This is a genomic window from Microbacterium sp. NPDC078428 (assembly GCF_044542535.1).
Classification (GTDB): Bacteria; Actinomycetota; Actinomycetes; order Actinomycetales; family Microbacteriaceae; genus Microbacterium; species Microbacterium limosum.
Genome location: NZ_JBITUP010000006.1, coordinates 16958 through 30684 on the forward strand (window position 1 = coordinate 16958; position 13727 = coordinate 30684).

General features: G+C 72.3%; 15 protein-coding genes. 10 read left to right on the forward strand and 5 right to left on the reverse strand.

The window, feature by feature from the left end; genetic code table 11:
• Nucleotides 1–22 precede the first annotated feature (22 nt).
• Nucleotides 23–664, forward strand: coding sequence for a metal-dependent transcriptional regulator (locus ACIGCK_RS11420; RefSeq protein WP_396666211.1), 642 nt, complete (start codon nt 23–25; stop codon nt 662–664).
• 9 nt (nt 665–673) lie between these two features.
• Here ACIGCK_RS11420 and ACIGCK_RS11425 read toward each other — a convergent pair whose 3' ends face one another.
• On the reverse strand, nt 674–1606 hold the full coding sequence (locus ACIGCK_RS11425; RefSeq protein WP_396666213.1) for an SDR family NAD(P)-dependent oxidoreductase: 933 nt from the start codon (nt 1604–1606) through the stop codon (nt 674–676).
• A 42-nt stretch (nt 1607–1648) separates the two neighbouring features.
• Here ACIGCK_RS11425 and ACIGCK_RS11430 point away from each other — a divergent pair, with 42 nt between their 5' ends.
• Nucleotides 1649–2488: an HAD-IIA family hydrolase gene (locus ACIGCK_RS11430; RefSeq protein WP_330170646.1), complete on the forward strand. Its 840-nt coding sequence runs from the start codon at nt 1649–1651 to the stop codon at nt 2486–2488.
• Nucleotides 2489–2736: 248 nt separating this feature from the next.
• On the opposite strand, the gene pyrE is transcribed toward ACIGCK_RS11430, so the two are convergent.
• Entirely contained in the window at nt 2737–3315 is a 579-nt protein-coding gene (gene pyrE, locus ACIGCK_RS11435; RefSeq protein WP_396666215.1) for an orotate phosphoribosyltransferase, read from the reverse strand.
• A 39-nt stretch (nt 3316–3354) separates the two neighbouring features.
• On the opposite strand from pyrE, the gene ACIGCK_RS11440 reads away from it, so the two are divergent.
• The 3 genes from ACIGCK_RS11440 to ACIGCK_RS11450 all read left to right on the forward strand — a co-directional run bounded on the left by ACIGCK_RS11440 (nt 3355) and on the right by ACIGCK_RS11450 (nt 6322).
• Entirely contained in the window at nt 3355–4200 is an 846-nt protein-coding gene (locus ACIGCK_RS11440) for an exodeoxyribonuclease III (RefSeq protein ID WP_396666217.1), read from the forward strand.
• Between the two features lie 101 nt (nt 4201–4301).
• Complete coding sequence (locus tag ACIGCK_RS11445; RefSeq protein ID WP_396666219.1) at nt 4302–5627, forward strand: sensor histidine kinase; 1326 nt, start codon at nt 4302–4304, stop codon at nt 5625–5627.
• On the forward strand, nt 5624–6322 hold the full coding sequence (locus tag ACIGCK_RS11450; protein ID WP_396666221.1) for a response regulator: 699 nt from the start codon (nt 5624–5626) through the stop codon (nt 6320–6322). Before ACIGCK_RS11445 ends, ACIGCK_RS11450 begins: the two co-directional genes overlap by 4 nt.
• A 36-nt stretch (nt 6323–6358) precedes the next feature.
• On the opposite strand, the gene ACIGCK_RS11455 is transcribed toward ACIGCK_RS11450, so the two are convergent.
• On the reverse strand, nt 6359–6940 hold the full coding sequence (locus tag ACIGCK_RS11455; protein WP_396666223.1) for an NADPH-dependent FMN reductase: 582 nt from the start codon (nt 6938–6940) through the stop codon (nt 6359–6361).
• Nucleotides 6941–7155: 215 nt separating this feature from the next.
• Here ACIGCK_RS11455 and ACIGCK_RS11460 point away from each other — a divergent pair, with 215 nt between their 5' ends.
• Together ACIGCK_RS11460 and ACIGCK_RS11465 are read left to right on the forward strand one after the other, a co-directional pair.
• Nucleotides 7156–8040 (forward strand): ATP-binding cassette domain-containing protein, encoded by an 885-nt coding sequence (locus ACIGCK_RS11460; protein WP_330170652.1) that lies wholly within the window; start codon nt 7156–7158, stop codon nt 8038–8040.
• Nucleotides 8037–9152, forward strand: coding sequence for an ABC transporter permease (locus ACIGCK_RS11465; RefSeq protein ID WP_396666224.1), 1116 nt, complete (start codon nt 8037–8039; stop codon nt 9150–9152). Before ACIGCK_RS11460 ends, ACIGCK_RS11465 begins: the two co-directional genes overlap by 4 nt.
• 47 nt (nt 9153–9199) lie before the next feature.
• Here the strand turns inward: ACIGCK_RS11465 and ACIGCK_RS11470 are convergent, their stop codons facing one another.
• Nucleotides 9200–9580 (reverse strand): VOC family protein, encoded by a 381-nt coding sequence (locus ACIGCK_RS11470; protein WP_396666225.1) that lies wholly within the window; start codon nt 9578–9580, stop codon nt 9200–9202.
• Between the two features lie 132 nt (nt 9581–9712).
• On the opposite strand from ACIGCK_RS11470, the gene ACIGCK_RS11475 reads away from it, so the two are divergent.
• Genes ACIGCK_RS11475 through ACIGCK_RS11485 form a run of 3 tightly spaced genes read left to right on the forward strand, consistent with a single transcriptional unit; the run spans nt 9713 to nt 12707 of the window.
• Complete coding sequence (locus tag ACIGCK_RS11475) at nt 9713–10855, forward strand: type III polyketide synthase (protein ID WP_396666227.1); 1143 nt, start codon at nt 9713–9715, stop codon at nt 10853–10855.
• Complete coding sequence (locus ACIGCK_RS11480) at nt 10852–11559, forward strand: methyltransferase domain-containing protein (protein WP_396666229.1); 708 nt, start codon at nt 10852–10854, stop codon at nt 11557–11559. The genes ACIGCK_RS11475 and ACIGCK_RS11480 overlap by 4 nt, the downstream gene beginning before the upstream one ends.
• 2 nt (nt 11560–11561) lie before the next feature.
• Nucleotides 11562–12707: an FAD-dependent oxidoreductase gene (locus ACIGCK_RS11485; RefSeq protein WP_396666231.1), complete on the forward strand. Its 1146-nt coding sequence runs from the start codon at nt 11562–11564 to the stop codon at nt 12705–12707.
• Nucleotides 12708–12729: 22 nt separating this feature from the next.
• On the opposite strand, the gene ACIGCK_RS11490 is transcribed toward ACIGCK_RS11485, so the two are convergent.
• Nucleotides 12730–13566, reverse strand: coding sequence for a UbiA family prenyltransferase (locus tag ACIGCK_RS11490; protein ID WP_396666233.1), 837 nt, complete (start codon nt 13564–13566; stop codon nt 12730–12732).
• Between the last annotated feature and the right edge of the window lie 161 nt (nt 13567–13727).

Genomic DNA, 13727 nt, shown 5'->3' on the forward strand with positions numbered 1-13727 from the left:
GCGACGCGGGTACCCTGAACCGGTGGCACCCGCGAGCCCCGTGACCGACGACTACCTGAAGACGATCTATCACCACACCGAGTGGCAGGAGCGTCGCATCACGCCGTCGCAGCTGGCCGCCGAGTTGGGCCTCGCCCCGTCGTCGGTCACCGAGATGGTGCAGAAGCTCGCCGCGCAGGGTCTCGTCACCCACCGCCCCTACGGCCCCGTGTCGCTCACCCCCGACGGCGAGGCGCGGGCGAAGGCCGTGGTGCGGCGCCACCGGCTCATCGAGACCTGGCTCGTGCGCGAGTTCGGCTACACATGGGACGAGGTGCACGAGGAGGCGGAGGTGCTCGAGCACACCATCAGCGACCGCCTCCTCACCGGCATCGACGCCCGCCTGGGTCACCCACGCTTCGATCCCCACGGCGATGCGATCCCGGATGCCGCGGGCGGCGTGCAGCGCGAGGACTTCGTCCTGCTCGCCGACGCCGCCCCGGGTCACGAAGGCCGGGTGCTGCGGGTGAGCGACCGCGATCCGGCGATGCTGCGCGCGGTCGAGACGGCGGGGGTCGAGGTGGGCATGGTCGTCTCGGTCGTCGACGCGACGAGGGTGAACGCACCCTCGGGGATGCTGTCGCTGCCCGAGGGCGCCGCGCGCATCGTGTGGCTCAGCGCCTGAGCCGCACCGTCACGGCCAGCGGACGGCGGCCGTCTCCTCGCAGAACGCCCAGAGCCGCGCTCCCACCTCGGGCGAGCGCGTGGCCGAGGCGAGGCGCGCGCGCCGCGGCATCCCCTTCGTCACGACGGCCGGTCCCCACGCCGAGCCGCCCTCGACGTCGGGATCGATGAGCGCGCGAACGGGCGACCACGCCCCGTGCTCCTTGGACTGTGTCAGCGCGGCCTGCAGGTTGTCGACGAACCGGCCCGTGCGCGTGGGCTCGTTGACACCGGCGATGCCGACGGTTCGCCCGCTGACGGAGTATCCGGGGTGCGCGACGACGCTGGAGACGGGGGAACCGGCGGCACGCAACCGCCGGTCGGCCTCGACGCCGAGGGCCTGAGTGGCGATCTTGGACTGCACGTAGGCGCGCCACGGGGAGTAGTCGCGTTCCAGCTGCGGGTCGGCGAGATCGTACCGCCACATCGACGTCGACATGCTCCCGAGCCACACGAGCCGCCCCGCGCCGGCGCGGGCGAGGGGGCCCAGGAGCGTTCCGGCCAGCGCGAAGTGCCCGAGGACGTTCGTGGCGAACACCACCTCGTTGCCGTCCTGGGTGACGCTGCGCTCGCGCGGAGGATGGACGAGGCCCGCGTTGAGCAGCACGCCGTCCAGCCTGTCGCGGGCCCCCACGGATGCCGCGGCCGCTCGCACGGATCCGAGGTTGCTCGTGTCGAGCAGCATCGTCTCCACGGACGCGCCGGGGACGCGCCGCCGCAACGCCGCGCGGGCGTCGGCGAGGCGGTGGGGGTTGCGGCCGGTCATGATGACGTGGGCGCCCGCGCGCGAGAGCTGCTCCGACGAGAAGTATCCGAGCCCCGCGTTCGCACCCGTCACGAGGAAGACGCGGCCGTGCTGCGACGGGAGGTTCCGCGGGTCCCAGCCCGCTCGTGCGGTGCTCACTGCACCGACACTACGGGGCGCGCCGCGCAATAGGCTGAGGCCATGCCCGAAGGTCGCACTCCCGCCCTGCACAAGCGCTCCCGCTCCGACATCGAATGCTGGCTCACCGACATGGACGGCGTGCTCGTGCACGACAACCGTCCGGTCCCCGGCGCCGCCGAACTGCTCGCGCAGTGGCGCGACGCCGGCACCCCCTTCCTGGTGCTCACGAACAACCCGATCTTCACGCCCCGCGATCTGAGCGCGCGGCTGCGAGCATCCGGGCTGGACGTTCCGGAGGATCGCATCTGGACGTCGGCGCTCGCGACGGCCGACTTCCTGCGCTCCCAGCTCCCGGGCGGCACGGCGTTCGTCATCGGCGAGGCCGGCCTCACGACGGCTCTGCACGAAGCCGGATACATCATGACCGAGTCCCAGCCCGACTACGTCGTGGTCGGCGAGACGCGTCAGTACTCGTTCGAGGCGATCACGAAGGCGATCCGCTTCATCAACGCCGGCGCACGCTTCATCGTGACCAATCCGGATGCCACGGGCCCCACCCCCGCGGGGATCGTCCCGGCCACGGGCGCGTTCGCCGCGCTCATCACGAAGGCCACCGGCAAGGAGCCGTACGTCGTCGGCAAGCCCAATCCCATGATGTTCCGCTCCGCACTCAACCGCATCGGGGCGCATTCCGAGACGACGGGCATGATCGGCGACCGCATGGACACCGACATCGTGGCGGGCATCGAAGCCGGCCTGCACACCGTGCTGGTGCTGACGGGGATCAGCGACACCGCGGAGATCGAGCGCTACCCGTTCCGCCCCGACGAGGTGCTCGACTCGGTCGCCGAGCTGCTCGCCGACGAGCCCGCCGAGTCGGAGCTTCCCGAGGTCCTCTAGCGAGACGCCCATGGATCAGCGCGACCTGCTCTTCGCCGCCTCGGCGATCATCCTGACCGGCACGCTCGTCGCGTGGCTCGTCGTGTGGTGGCGCGGCCGCGGACGGGACTGAACCCGTCCAGGCCTGGCCCTGCTGATCGGGGCATGTTCTGTGCAACGGGGCAGGTTCTGTCCTGCCCCATTGCACGCAACCTGCCCCGGAGCATCCACCGCGAGAGCAGACGGGCAGCGCGGATGCCGCGCGGTCCCTACTGCGGTGCGAGGCCCAGGTCGTCGAGGTCGATCGCGGCGAGCCAGCGCAGGCCCTCCGCCTCGACGGCGGCCTGCGCCCCCGTCTTGCGGTCGACGATCACGGCGACGGCGACGACGTCGGCACCCTCCCGGCGCAGCGCCTCGACGGCCTTCAGCGCCGACTGGCCGGTGGTGGAGGTGTCCTCGAGGACGACGACGCGCTTGCCCGCGACATCCGCGCCCTCGATCTGGCGCCCGCGTCCGTGATCCTTCGGCTCCTTCCGCACGACGAACGCGTCGAGCGGGCGGCCCGTGCGCACCGACTCGTGCATGACGGCGTTGGCGATGGGGTCGGCGCCGAGGGTGAGACCGCCGACGGATGCCACGTCGGGGATGTCCGCGATGAGATCGAGCATGAGGCGTCCGATGGCGGGCGCCGCGCGGTGATCGAGCGTCAGTTTGCGCATGTCGACGTAGTAGGACGCCTTCTTGCCGCTCGAGAGCGTGAAGTCTCCGTGGAACACCGCCTCGGCGCCGATGAGGGCGATGAGGGACTGGCGGTCGGCTTCGAGCTCGGGCGTGGAGGCTGCGGTCACACGGCGAGTCTACGGCGAGGCGAGAAATAGGCTGGATGCATGCGTCTTGCCACCTGGAACGTGAACTCCATCCGCGCCCGCGTGGGGCGCATCGTCGACTTCGCCCAGCGCGAGGGGATCGATGTCCTCGCGATGCAGGAGATCAAGTGCACGCCCGCGCAGTTCCCCTTCGCCGCCTTCGAGGAGGCGGGGTATCACGTCGAGGCGCACGGACTGAACCAGTGGAACGGCGTCGCGATCGCCAGCCGCGAGCCGCTCGAAGATGTCGAGCTGGCGTTCCCGGACATGCCCGGATTCGCGAAGGGGCATGAGGGCCCGGATCAGCCGCAGGAGGCGCGGGCGATGGGCGCGACCGTCGGCGGGGTGCGCGTGTGGAGCCTGTACGTGCCGAACGGCCGGGGCCTGGGCGACCCGCATTACGTCTACAAGCTCGACTGGCTGGGCGCCCTCGCCCAGTACACCCGCGACACTCTCGCCCGCACGCCCGATCTGGCCCTCGCGCTGACGGGCGACTTCAACATCGCACCCACCGACGAGGACAACGGCGACCCGACGATCGTGGCCGGGCTGTCGACGCATGTGTCCGAGCCCGAACGCGACGCCTTCCGCGCGCTCGAGGCCGCCGGTCTCGCCGATGTCGTGCGCCCGCTCGTGCCGACGGGCTTCACGTACTGGGACTACAAGCAGCTGCGCTTCCCCCGCAACCAGGGCCTGCGCATCGACTTCATCCTCGGTTCTCGGGCGTTCGCCGACGCCGTCACGGGTGCCGCGATCCATCGGGACGAGCGCAAGGGCGACGCCCCGAGCGATCACGTGCCCGTCGTGGTCGACCTGGATACGGCCGCACCGGACGAGGACGACGACGTGCCGATGATCTTCGGCTGACTGCCGTTGTCCGTGAAGCCCACGCACGTCGGCGACGACCCCCGCCCGACATCCCCCCTTCGGCGGAGGCGGGGCGGGCGGGCGCGGCCTACCGTGGGGGGATGAGCGCGAACTCCCCCACCACCGGCAGGCCGGCGCCCGAAGCCCGCGATCTGCGCGGCGACGTGCTCCTGGCGGGCGCGCTGCTCGTGGGCGCCATCGTCAGCGCCGGGCTCTCGTCCATCGCACAGCTGTACGGCGACGACCAGGCCGACCTGGGCTGGGCGCTGCTCTATGCCGCCGCCCTCACGGCGCCCCTCGCGGTGCGCCGCCGATTCCCGTGCACGGTCGCGGTCGTCGTCTCGGTGCTGTACTTCGTCGCCGTCACCTTCCGCATCCCCGAGATCTACGTCGGCAACATCGCGGTGTTCATCGCCATCTACACGGTGGGGGCGTGGGTGACTGACCGCCGTCGTGCGATGCTCGTGCGCGTCCTGCTCATCGCGGGCATGTTCGCGTGGCTGCTCGTGACCACGTTCCAGGCGGCGACGGCCCCCACGGAGGGCGACTTCTCGCGCGCCGGCGTCTTCTCCCCCTTCGTCGCGTTCATGCTCATCCAGTTCCTGATCAACGGGCTGTTCTTCGGGGGCGCCTACTACATGGGCGACCGCGCCTACGCCGCCGCGCTGGAGAGGCTGGCACTCGAGGAGCGCACGGCCGAGCTGGAGCGGGAGCGGGAGGTCACCGCGGCGCAGGCGGTGGCGCTCGACCGACTGCGCATCGCCCGCGAACTGCACGACGTCGTGGCCCACCACGTCTCCGCGATGGGCGTGCAGGCGGGGGCCGCGAGGTCCGTGCTCGATCGCGACCCCGATGCCGCACGGTCCGCACTCGCCGGCGTCGAGGCCTCGGCGCGAGAGGCGCTCGGCGACCTGCGGCACCTGCTCGGCACCCTGCGCAGCCCCGACGATCCCACGATCGACGCGGACGGCGAGGTCGCGGCATCCACCGTGGGCCTCGACGCCCTGCCGGCCCTCGTCGAGAGGGCGACGCAGACGGGCCTGCCCACGACGCTGACGCTGCTCGGCGATCCCGTTCAGGTGCCCGCCGTCGTGCAGGTGAACCTCTACCGCATCGCGCAGGAGGCCCTCACGAACGCACGACGCCACGGCGGGCCGGATGCCGCGGCGGACGTGCGGCTGCGGTACGACCCGGGTTCCGTCGAGCTCGAGGTCACCAACTCGGGCCGCGTCGCCGCGGCGCGCCCCGGCGGGCTGGGGATCGTCGGCATGCGGGAGCGCGCGGCCTCCTCGGGGGGCACGCTCGAGGCGGGGCCCCGCTCGCGCGGGGGCTACCTCGTACGAGCACGCATCCCGGTGTCCGGGCGAAGCAGTCCGGAGGAGCGGGTAGACGCGGCGCCCCTCGCCGGGTCGAGGAGGCCCTCATGAGCGCGATCCGCGTGCTGCTGGCCGACGACCACGCCGTCATGCGCGCGGGATTCCGCATGATCCTGGAGTCCGCCGGCATGGAGGTCGTGGGGGATGCCGCGACCGGCGCGGAAGCGATCGACGCGGCCCGATCCCTCCGCCCCGACGTCATCTGCATGGACGTGCAGATGCCCGACCTCGACGGGCTCGAGGCCACGCGCCGCATCGTCGCCGCCCCGGAGGCGGGCCCGGCGGTGCTGGTGGTGACGACCTTCGACCGCGACGACTACCTCTTCCGCGCGCTCGAGGCCGGCGCGAGCGGTTTCCTGCTCAAGAACGCCGGACCCGAGGAGCTCGTGGCGGCCGTGCGGATCGTCGCGGCGGGCGACGCGCTGCTGGCGCCCGAGGTCACGCGGCGCGTGATCGCACGCTTCGCCGCGGCATCCCCTCCCCCCGCCTCGCCCGCCGCGCACGCCCGCACCGCGGCAGCGGTCCGCGCCGCCACGGCCACCCCGGTGGCGGGGCTGACGGAGCGCGAGACGGAGGTGCTGCGCCTGCTCGCTGCGGCGCTCAGCAACGGCGAGATCGCCGCCCGCCTCTACATCGGCGAGGCGACGGTCAAGACGCACGTGTCGAACGTGCTGCAGAAGCTCGGCGCGCGCGACCGGGTCGCCGCGGTCGTGTGGGCGCACCGCCACGGCGTCGTCGGGGACTGATCCCGCATTCCCCCCGCACACGTGGGGCCTGGAGCGTCAGGCCGCGACCGAGGCGCGCTCCTCGACGGGCACGTAGCGGTCGATGAGGGTCGCGAAGGCGTCGAGATAGGAGACGAGGAACACGGCGGTGCCCTCGTTGGTCACCTCGCCGTCCTCGGCGAAGACGCCGGGGACGTACTGGATGAAGCCCTCGGGCTGGCCCAGCACGGGCGCGTTGTAGTGGCTCAGGATCGCCTTCAGGTGCTGCTGCGCAGCCGCCGTGGAGATGGGCCCCTGCGAGGTGCCGATGACGGCCGTGGGCTTGCCGGCGAACGAGGCCTGGCCGTAGGGGCGGGCCGACCAGTCGAGGGCGTTCTTGAGCACGCCCGGGATCGAGCGGCTGTACTCGGGGGTGACGATGATGACGCCGTCGACGTCGTCGATCGCCTGCTTGAACGCGCGCGCCTCGGCGGGGAAGTCCGGCTCGAGGTCCTGCGAGTAGAACGGCAGGTCAGCGATCGGGATCTCCACGAGGGTGGTGTCTTCGGGGGCGAGCCTCTCGAGCGCCCTCGCCAGGCGGCGGTTGATCGAGGTCGAGGACAGCGAGCCGACGATGTATCCGATGGTGCGCGTGGTCATGTTTTCCTTTTCATCTCCGTGGGCACGAGGCCGGGTCTCCGATCCCAACCGGCGCGCTCACCGTTCCATTCCCGCGCATCGATCGGGTGCGGTCGGCGGGGCCGGCCTGCGTCTCCCCCCACGGGGGGAGGCCGGAAGACCCCTCCCGGGAGGGAGGCGGGCCGGGCCCCTCCCTCCGTAGCGTGAAGGACACGCACCGAACGAGAGGACCACGGATGCTGAGGCTGAGCGGGATCACGAAGAGCTACGGCGGAAGGCGGGTGCTCGACGACATCACCTTCGACGTCGTACCCGGCCGCCTCACCGGCTTCGTCGGCGGGAACGGGGCCGGCAAGACCACGACGATGCGCATCGTGCTCGGCGTGCTCGCGCGCGACGCCGGCGAGGTCACCCTCGACGGCGCCGCGCTCACCGCGGCGGATCGGCGCCGCTTCGGGTACATGCCGGAGGAGCGCGGCCTCTACCCCAAGATGAAGGTGCACGAGCACATCACCTACCTCGCGCGCCTGCACGGATTCTCGGCGTCGGATGCCGCGGCGCGCGCCCGCGCGCTGCTGGAGCGCCTCGGGCTCGGGGAGCGGCTGAACGACCTCGTCGAGACGCTGTCGCTCGGAAACCAGCAGCGCGCGCAGATCGCCGCCGCGCTCGTGCACGATCCCGAGGTGCTGATCCTCGACGAGCCCTTCTCCGGGCTCGACCCGCTCGCCGTCGACGTCGTCGCGGGGGTGCTGCAGGAGCGGGCCGCCCAGGGCGTCTCGGTGCTCTTCTCCTCGCACCAGCTCGACGTCGTCGAGCGCCTCTGCGACGACCTCGTCATCATCGCGGGCGGCACCGTGCGCGCCGCCGGCGCCCGCGATGCGATGCGCGCCGAGCACGGCTCGCGGCGCTACGAACTGGTGTCGGGCACCGACGCCGGCTGGCTCCGGGACGAGCCGGGAGTCACCGTGACCGACTTCGACGGCGGGTACGCGCTGTTCGACGTGGAGGACGACGCCACCGCCCAGCGCGTGCTTCGCCGCGCGGTGGACAACGGCGACGTCGCCAGCTTCGCGCCGCAGCATCCGACCCTCGCCCAGATCTTCAAGGAGGTCATCCAGTGACCGCGTCCACCCCCACGCGGGCGTCGAGCCCCGCGGCCCCCTCGACAGCGCAGAGCGTGTGGCTCGTCGCCGAACGCGAGATCGGCTCCAAGCTGCGGTCGAAGGCCTTCGTCATCTCGACGGTCTTCCTCTTCCTGGTGGCCCTCGCGGCCGTGGTCTGGGGCGGGTTCCAGGCGCGCGACTCCTCCGGCATCCCCGTCGCCGTCACCGCCGATGCGCCCGCCGCGGTGTCGTCGATGGCGGGCCTGGAGGTGACGGAGGTGCCCGACCGTGCGGCGGCCGAGGAGCTCGTGACGGAAGGGACGGTCGACGCCGCGCTCGTGGGCGACTCCGACTCGCCCGTCGGCTTCGCGCTCGTCGCCGAGAGCGAAGCGCCGACGACTCTCCTGCTCATGCTCTCGCAGGCTCCCCCGGTCGAACTGCTCGACCCCGACCAGACCGACGGCGCGCTGCGTTACTTCGTCGCCCTCGCCTTCGGCATCGTCTTCCTCATCGCCGCATCGACCTTCGGCGGGACGATCGCGCAGAGCGTCGTGGAGGAGAAGCAGACCCGCGTCGTGGAGATCCTCATCTCCGCCATCCCGACCCGCGCCCTCCTCGCCGGGAAGGTCATCGGCAACACGATCCTCGCCATGGGACAGATCGTGGTGCTCGCGGCGATCGCGATCGTGGGCCTGACCGTCACGGATCAGGCCGCCGTGCTGCAGGGGCTCGGGGGGCCGATCGCCTGGTTCGCCGTCTTCTTCCTCTTCGGCTTCATCCTGCTGGCGTCGCTGTTCGCGGCCGCCGCGGCGATGGTGTCGCGTCAGGAGGACATCGGCTCGACCACGACGCCGCTCATCATGCTCGTGATGGCGCCGTACTTCCTCGTCATCTTCTTCAACGACAACCCGCTCGTGCTGACGATCATGTCGTACGTGCCGTTCTCGGCGCCGGTCGGGATGCCGATGAGGCTGTACCTGGGCGAGGCGCAGTGGTGGGAGGCCCTGATCTCGCTCGCGATCCTCATCCTCACGTGCGTGGCCGCCATCCTCGTCGGGGCGAAGATCTACCAGAACTCGCTTCTGCGCATGGGGGCGCGCGTCAAGCTGGTCGACGCACTGCGCGGCTGAGGTCGCGAAGGACGAGGGGTGCCGGGTCGCCGGCATCCCTCGTCCGGTCAGTCCATCTCGATGACCGCGATCACATTGCGCGCCGGATCGAGGAACCACGCGATCGCCGGGCCCAGGTCGCGATTGATGCCCTTCCGATCGGTCGGCAGATCGGCGTCGTCGTAGATCTTGGTCGCGACCCCTTTGCCGTTGAGTTCGTCGACCGCCTCGTCGATGTTCGAGACGGGGATGTTCAGCACCGTGAAGCTCGCGGGCTCGTGGTTGTCCTTGGGGTAGATGAAGATGTGGGCGTCGCCGCCGAGTCGCACATCGAGTCCCATCTCGGGCATCTCCTCGACGTCGAAGCCGAGGACGTCGCGATAGAAGGCGAGGGCGGCGGGGATGTCGTCGACCGAGAAACTGCTGAATGGCTGCGTCGTGGTGAACATGGATTCCTCCTCGAGTTCCGCTCCCCGCTACAGGCTCCTCCTCGTCCCCGCCCGTGTCCAGAGAGTGCGGTCCCCGACTTCCGCCCCTGTCAACCCGACCCGGCCACCGCCGACGCACGGTTACTCTGAGGCATGCCCGCCCACATCCTCGGCATCGGCACCGCGACGCCGCCCACCGTCATCACCCAGAACGACGTGCGCGACCTCTTCCTCGCGCAGCCCGGCACCGATCGCCTCACCTCGAGGCTCATCGGAGCGGCATTCGACCAGTCCGCGATCGACACGCGCCACACGGTGCTCCCCGAGCTCGTCGCGGGCGGTTCGGCATTCGTGGATCGAGACTCACGCGCCGTGCACGCGCCTCTCACCGGTGCGCGCAACGACGTCTACATCCGCGAGGCCCCGGCGCTGTTCTCCGGCGCCGCCCGGGACGCGCTCGAGCAGGCGCGGATGCCGGCATCCGGCGTCACACACGTCGTGACCGCGTCGTGCACGGGCTTCTTCGCCCCGGGCCCGGACTTCCGGCTCGTGAAAGACCTCGGCCTCGCGCCCACGGTCGAGCGGGACCACTTGGGCTTCGTCGGATGCGCCGCCGCCTTCCCCGCCCTGCGCTCGGCGTCGCGCATCTGCGCCGCCGACCCTTCGGCGGTCGTGCTCGTCGTGTGCGGCGAGATCTGCACGATCCACATCCGCGTCTCGAGTGACCCGGAGCAGATCGTCGCGTCCGCCGTCTTCGCCGACGGCGCCGCGGCCGCGGTCGTCTCCGCCGCACCGGCACCCGATGCCCGCACTCTCGAGCTCGACGGATTCGGCACGGCCCTGACATCGGAGGGCGAGGACGAGATGCGCTGGGTCATCGGAGACCACGGGTTCGAGATGACCCTGACCGCCGAGGTGCCGCGCGTCATCGGCCGCGAGGTGCGCGCCGCTCTCGACCCGCTGCTCGCGCGCGCGGACGCGCCCATCGACGCCTGGGCCGTGCACCCCGGCGGGCGCAGCATCCTGGACCGTGTCGAGTCGTCTCTCGCGCTGTCGCCGGCCGCGCTGCGGCACTCGCGCGACGTGCTGCGCGAGTACGGCAACATGTCGTCGGCGACGGTGCTGTTCATCCTGAAGCGGATGCTGGGCGACGAGCGCCTGCGCGATGAGGATCGGGTGATGGGGGTGGCGTTCGGTCCGGGCCTCACGGTCGAGTCGGCCCTGCTGCGGGCGTGCGTACCCGCACCCGTGCACGCCGAGACGCTCGCAGCCGTCGGCACCGGCTTCGCCGAATGATCGCCCCGCCCCTCGCGCGCCGCGATGGGGATCTGCGCGAGCTCATGGACGATCCCCACTGCGACGCGATCCGTCTGCGCCGCACCCTGGAGCGCTTCGCGCTGATCAATCGACTCGTGGCCGGATGGGGCGGCGTCTATCGGCGACACATCCGGCCACGGCTGATCGCCCGGGGCGGGGGCGAAGCGCGCATCCTCGACATCGGCTGCGGCGCCGGCGACGTGCTGCGGGGAATCGTCTCCCGCGCCCGCGCCGACGGCTTCGCGGTGACGGGGCTCGGACTCGATCCGGATGACCGCAGCCTGAGCGTCGCGCGGGGCGCGGCATCCATGCGCGGAGTGGAATACATGCTCGGCCACAGCGGCGACCTCGCCGCCCGGGGCGACGCCTTCGACGTCGTGGTCTCGAACCACCTGCTCCACCACCTGAGCCGGAGCGAGTTGGCGGCGGTGCTCGCCGACTCCCGTGTGCTCTCGCGCGGGGTGAGCCTGCACTCCGACATCCATCGCTCCGCCCTCGCCTACGCAGGGTACGCGATCGGCGTCACGCCCCTGGCGCCGGGAAGCTTCCTGCGCACGGACGGGCTGCGGTCGATCCGCCGCAGCTACACGGCCTTCGAGTTGGAGGGCGTGCTTCCGGAGGGCTGGCGCGTCGAGCGCCCGGCGGCGTTCCGCCTGCTCGCCGTGAGCGAAACCGGGCACTGACCGTGCACGACGTCATCATCGCGGGGGCGGGGCCCGTGGGCACCCTCCTGCAGGCGGAGCTCGCGCGGCTCGGCGTCGAGGCGACCGTCCTCGAGCGGCGCGCGCAGCCGGGCCCGGGCAGCCGGGCCGTCGGCGTGCATCCGGCCGCCCTCGACGCGCTCGAGGCGTCCGGAGCCACGGCCCGCATCCTGTCGTCCGCCCTCCGGGTCCTCCGGGGCGAGGCCCGGGCCGCGCGGCCGCTCGGGCTCGTCCGCTTCGACCGGCTCGACGCTCGTCATCCGTACGTCGCAACCCTCCCGCAGTCCCGCACGGAGGACGCCCTCGCGGGCACGGCCGCCTCCTGGGGAGCGTCGGCCGTCGTGCGCGGGTGCACCGTCGAGGGCGTTCGCGGCGGTCCCGAGGCGGTGCGGCTTCGCCTGCGGCGCGGGGACGTGACGACGGAGGAGAGGGCACGCATCGTCGTGGTGGCGACCGGTTCGGCGGGGCGGGCGATCACGCCGCTGGCCGCGTCGACCCGGATCCGCGCCTACCCCGACCGCTATGTCATGACGGACGCGCCCGATGCGACGGGAGAGGGCACGACGGCGGTCGTGCATCTGCACCCCGAGGGCGTCCTGGAGTCGTTCCCGCTGCCGGATGGCATGCGTCGGTTCGTCGCGTGGCGGTCCCCGGCGGATGCCGAGGCCGAGCCCGCGGCGTGGCTGCGCGACGCCATCACCCGCCGCACGGGCTCGGCGGACGCGGCGGCAGCCGTGACGGCCGCCGCCGCGTTCGGCGTGCGGCGGGCGCTCGTGCCGCGGATGCGGTGGGGGAGGGTCGTCGCGATCGGAGACGCCGCCCACGAGGTGAGCCCCATCGGCGGCCAGGGCATGAACCTCGGCCTCATCGACGCCGCCACCCTCGCCCCGCTGCTCGCGAGCTGGATCGTCACGGGTGAGGAGCCTGCAGGGGAACTGCGCGAGTGGGACCGACGTCGCCGCCGCGCCGCCGCGATCTCGGCACGCATCGCGACGGCCAACACGGTCATCGGGCGGGCGGCCGGGCCGGTTGCGCATCGCGCGCGGACGGCTGCCCTGCGCGGCATCCTGCACTCCCCCGCGGGGAACATGCTCGCGCGGGCATACTCCATGGGCCTCGACCCCGGGTAGTCACGCGGACCTCGGGCGCACGTCAGAGACCGGCGCTCGTCGCCGCGAGCTGGAGCGCCAGAAGCAGCGCCGACACCATGACGAGGGGGAACACCGTCCGGTCGGGCGCGCGCAGGGCGCGCACGAGTCCCGCCGCCGCGACGGCGAGCACGAGGACGCATCCCACGACCGATACGGCGGCCGCGAGGGGGGCCGGCTGCAGCATCCAGCCGCCCAGAAGCACGGAGAGCGCCCCGATCGCCACGGCTGCGAACGCCGCGACCGCCGAGGCCCGGGCGCCGATCCGGTGCGGCAGGCCGCGGATGCCGGTGCGCGCGTCGTCGTCGAGGTCGGGCAGCACGTTGGTCAGGTGCACGGCTGCGCCGAGGGCGGCGCCGGCGATCCAGGCCCAGAGCGGGGCCACGCGAGCGGGATCCGTCGCGAGGGTGGCGAGCGAGGGGAAGAGCCCGAAGCTCAGCAGGAAGGGCGCCAGCGAGAGCACCGAGCGCTTGAGCGCGACGTTGTACGACCACGCCGACACGAGGAACACCCCGTGCGCGATCAGGAAGCCGGGGCCGAGCAGCGCCGACAGGATGAGCGCCGCCGCGACGGCCCCCACCGCCGCGATCCACACCGTGCGCACGCCGATCTCGCCGCGCGCGATCGGCTTGTCGGTGCGGCCGACGGCGCGATCCCGGCCCGCGTCGATCGCGTCGTTCGACCAGCCGATGGAGAGCTGTCCCGCGAACACGGATCCTACGAGCAGCGCGAGCGCGGTGGGCGTCGCCCCCGCCGCGAGACCCAGCAGCAGCGACAGCACCGAGACGACGAGCGTCGGGCCCGGGTGGCACGAGCGCCAGAGCGCCTCGGCGCTTCTCATACGCAGGATGCCGCGGCCACGGCATCCGCCCCGCCCGCGCCATCCATCACCCGGCCACCCTACCGCCGACCTGCGTCCGGCCCGCCCGCCCGCCGAAACACCACTTCTGCGTCGAGACAGCGTCCGCCGGCTGGTGTCTCGTCGCAGAAGTGGTGCCCGAC

Coding starts and splice junctions, on each gene's coding strand:
- ACIGCK_RS11450 (WP_396666221.1), top strand. CDS start 5,624: ATGAGCGCGATCCGCGTGCTGCTGGCCGACGACCACGCCGTCATGCGC.
- ACIGCK_RS11475 (WP_396666227.1), top strand. CDS start 9,713: ATGCCCGCCCACATCCTCGGCATCGGCACCGCGACGCCGCCCACCGTC.
- ACIGCK_RS11445 (WP_396666219.1), top strand. CDS start 4,302: ATGAGCGCGAACTCCCCCACCACCGGCAGGCCGGCGCCCGAAGCCCGC.
- ACIGCK_RS11455 (WP_396666223.1), bottom strand. CDS start 6,940: ATGACCACGCGCACCATCGGATACATCGTCGGCTCGCTGTCCTCGACC.
- ACIGCK_RS11490 (WP_396666233.1), bottom strand. CDS start 13,566: ATGAGAAGCGCCGAGGCGCTCTGGCGCTCGTGCCACCCGGGCCCGACG.
- ACIGCK_RS11440 (WP_396666217.1), top strand. CDS start 3,355: ATGCGTCTTGCCACCTGGAACGTGAACTCCATCCGCGCCCGCGTGGGG.
- ACIGCK_RS11480 (WP_396666229.1), top strand. CDS start 10,852: ATGATCGCCCCGCCCCTCGCGCGCCGCGATGGGGATCTGCGCGAGCTC.
- ACIGCK_RS11430 (WP_330170646.1), top strand. CDS start 1,649: ATGCCCGAAGGTCGCACTCCCGCCCTGCACAAGCGCTCCCGCTCCGAC.
- ACIGCK_RS11470 (WP_396666225.1), bottom strand. CDS start 9,580: ATGTTCACCACGACGCAGCCATTCAGCAGTTTCTCGGTCGACGACATC.
- ACIGCK_RS11460 (WP_330170652.1), top strand. CDS start 7,156: ATGCTGAGGCTGAGCGGGATCACGAAGAGCTACGGCGGAAGGCGGGTG.